The organism is Microbacterium umsixpiens (assembly GCF_053543675.1).
Map to the genome: position 1 here is coordinate 16,662 of NZ_JBLVOH010000147.1, position 3,202 is coordinate 19,863.

At 63.3% G+C, this 3,202-nt stretch carries 3 protein-coding genes; all 3 read right to left on the minus strand.

What is annotated here, in order from left to right:
- Positions 1-29: 29 nt before the first annotated feature.
- From ctaF to ctaC, 3 genes are read right to left on the minus strand one after another with little or no spacing between them, the layout of a single operon-like run.
- On the minus strand, positions 30-464 hold the full coding sequence (gene ctaF / locus ACNPM4_RS14505; protein ID WP_029261586.1) for an aa3-type cytochrome oxidase subunit IV: 435 nt from the start codon (positions 462-464) through the stop codon (positions 30-32).
- A gap of 3 nt (positions 465-467) precedes the next feature.
- Positions 468-2,201, minus strand: a complete 1,734-nt coding sequence (gene ctaD, locus ACNPM4_RS14510) for an aa3-type cytochrome oxidase subunit I (protein ID WP_029261585.1) — start codon at positions 2,199-2,201, stop codon at positions 468-470.
- A gap of 3 nt (positions 2,202-2,204) precedes the next feature.
- Complete coding sequence (ctaC, locus tag ACNPM4_RS14515; protein WP_029261584.1) at positions 2,205-3,107, minus strand: aa3-type cytochrome oxidase subunit II; 903 nt, start codon at positions 3,105-3,107, stop codon at positions 2,205-2,207.
- Positions 3,108-3,202 lie beyond the last annotated feature (95 nt).

Sequence of the window (3,202 nt, forward strand, 5' to 3'; positions counted from 1 at the left end):
GGCGGGGGGCCTTCTTCTATTCAGATGTCTCAGCGGGCGAAGTTGCCGCGGTAGTACTCGTAGACCCAGCCGACGATCGCGACGACGAAGATCGCGAGACCGATCGGGAGCAGGAAGTGTCCGACAGCAAGGCCGACGACGAAAACACCGGCCGAAGCCGCGAGCACGATCGGCCACCAGGACCACGGGCTGAACTCGCCGAGCTCGGGGTCACCGTCGTCGATGTCCGCCGTCAGGATGTCTTCCGGCAGCTCACCGTTCTGCGCCTTGTGCGTGCGATCGAGATAGAACGCGACCATCGCGGCCATGAAGGCTGCGAAGAACAGGGCGACAGTGCCGACCCACTCGATCCGCATCGCGAAGTTGTCGGACGGAGTGACCAGGATGTGCCAGCCGGTGTAGACGACACCGACGAGGGCGAAGAACGCTGTCAGCACCCACCAGAGAATGACGTTGTCGCGCATGACTTAGTGGGCCTCTCGCTCGCCGGGCGCCGTGGTCGCGAACTCGGCAGCCTCCGGGTGATTCAGGTCGAACGCGGGACGCTCGCTGCGGATACGCGGGATCGACGTGAAGTTGTGCCGCGGCGGCGGGCACGACGTCGCCCACTCGAGCGAAGCACCGTAGCCCCACGGGTCGTTTACCGTGACCTTCGGAGCCTTGCGGGCCGTGATCCACACGTTCAGGAAGAACGGCAGCATCGAGGCGCCGAGGATGATCGCACCGATCGTGGAGACCTGGTTCTGCCAGGTCCAGCCGTCGGCCGCGGAGTAGTCCGCGTAGCGGCGCACCATGCCGTCGACACCCAGCCAGTGCTGGATGAGGAACGTCATGTGGAAGCCGATGAACAGCATCCAGAAGTGCACGTAGCCGAGACGCTCGTTGAGCATGCGACCGGTCCACTTCGGCCACCAGAAGTAGAAGCCGGCGAACATGGCGAACACGACGGTGCCGAACACAACGTAGTGGAAGTGAGCGACGACGAAGTACGAGTCGGAGAGCGCGAAGTCCAGCGGCGGGGCGGCGAGGATGACACCGGTCAGACCGCCGAAGACGAACGACACGAGGAATCCGAGTGCGAAGACCATCGGAGTCTCGAAGGTCACCGATCCTCGCCAGAGCGTGCCGATCCAGTTGAAGATCTTCACACCCGTCGGCACGGCGATGAGCATCGTCATGAGGGCGAAGAAGGGCAGCAGCACCGATCCGGTCACGTACATGTGGTGCGCCCACACGGCGACGGAGAGAGCGGCGATCGCGATCGTCGCGTAGACCAGCGTCTTGTATCCGAAGATCGGCTTACGGCTGAAGACCGGGAAGATCTCCGACACGATGCCGAAGAACGGTAGAGCGATGATGTAGACCTCGGGGTGGCCGAAGAACCAGAACAGGTGCTGCCACAGCAGGACACCGCCGTTGGCGGGGTCGTAGATGTGAGCGCCGAGGATGCGGTCCGCTGCAGCGGCGAAGATCGCTGCCGCGAGCACGGGGAACGCCATCAGGATGAGCAGGCTCGTGATGAGCGTGTTCCAGGAGAAGATCGGCATGCGCCACATCGTCATGCCGGGAGCGCGCATCGTGATGATCGTGGTGATGAAGTTGACGGCACCGAGGATGGTTCCGAAACCGGAGATGCCCAGTCCGACCATCCAGAGGTTTCCACCCGCGCCCGGCGAGAACGACGCACCGGCCAGCGGTTGATAGGCGAACCATCCGAAGGAGGCCGCGCCCTGCGGGGTGAGGAAGCCGGCGACCGCGATGGTCGAGCCGAAGAGGAAGAGCCAGAAGGCGAACGCGTTCAGACGCGGGAAGGCCACGTCGGGGGCGCCGATCTGCAACGGCAGGATCGCGTTGGCGAAGCCCGCGAAGAGCGGCGTCGCGAACATCAGCAGCATGATCGTGCCGTGCATCGTGAACAGCTGGTTGTACTGCTCCTTCGTCGGGACGATCTGCATGCCCGGCGCGAACAGCTCGGCGCGGATGACGAGGGCCATCACGCCACCGAGGAGGAAGAACAGCACGGACGCGATCAGGTACATGTACCCGATGGTCTTGTGGTCGGTGGAGGTGATCCACTTGACGACGATGTTGCCCTTCTGCTCCACGCGCGAGGAGCTCATGAGAGCGGCCTGGCGGGCGGGCAGAGTGGTCGGACGCGACTGGGGAGTCTCGTCGGTACGGGGAGCTTCTGTGGTCGACATGACTTACTCCCCTCCTTCCTCGGTGTCGGTCTTCGGGGTCGTCCCCGGGAAGTTCGAGAGACGGTCGTACGCGTCGGTGATGTCGCCCGTGTTGCCCTTCTCCTCGAGCGACTCGAGGTACGCGTCGTAGTCGTCCTGAGAGACGACCTTGACGTTGAAGAGCATCATCGAGTGATACTCACCGCAGAGCTCGGCGCACTTGCCGGCGTACTCGCCCTCACGGGTGGGGATGAACGACCAGGAGTTGTCCTTCCCGATGAACATGTCCTTCTTGTAGAGGAAGTCGATGATCCAGAAAGAGTGGATGACGTCGCGCGACTGCAGGTCGATCGTGACCTTCTTGTCGACCGGCAGAACCAGGGTCGGCAGCTGCGACTGATCGATGTTGCCTTCGGCGTCGGGCTGGGCCTGGATGCCCATCGTCCACACGGCGTCGGAGTTGTCCTCTTCTTCACCGTCGTACTGGAAGTCCCACGCCCACTGCTTGGCGATCGCGGTGATCTCGACGTCGGGCTCGTCCCACTTGGCCTCGATCTCGGTCTGATCACGAGCGGTGAAGAAGAACATTCCCAGCACGAGGATGAGCGGCACGATCGTGTAGAAGATCTCGATCGGCATGTTGTAGCGCATCTGCACCGGGAGGCCGGTCTGGCCCTTGCGGCGACGGTACGCGATCGCGGCCCAGGCCATCAGGCCCCACGTGATGATGCCGACGGCGAGAAGCACGATCCAGGAGTTCACCCAGAGCGAGGAGACGCGCTCGGTCTGATTGGTGGCTGCGGGGCCACCTTCCACGAAGCCCGGAAGAAAGCCGTTCAGCTCGGTGGGAGAACATCCCGCCAGGGCCAAGGCTGCCACGACTCCCACAGGGAGTGCGGCCCAACGAAGGCTGCGTTTCGAGGGCACGATGCACCTTTCAGATCGCGAACAGAGCACACCCAAGTCTAGGGCAACCTCACACCTGATTCATGCCAACCACGCAGGTTCCGAAAGCGGAACGG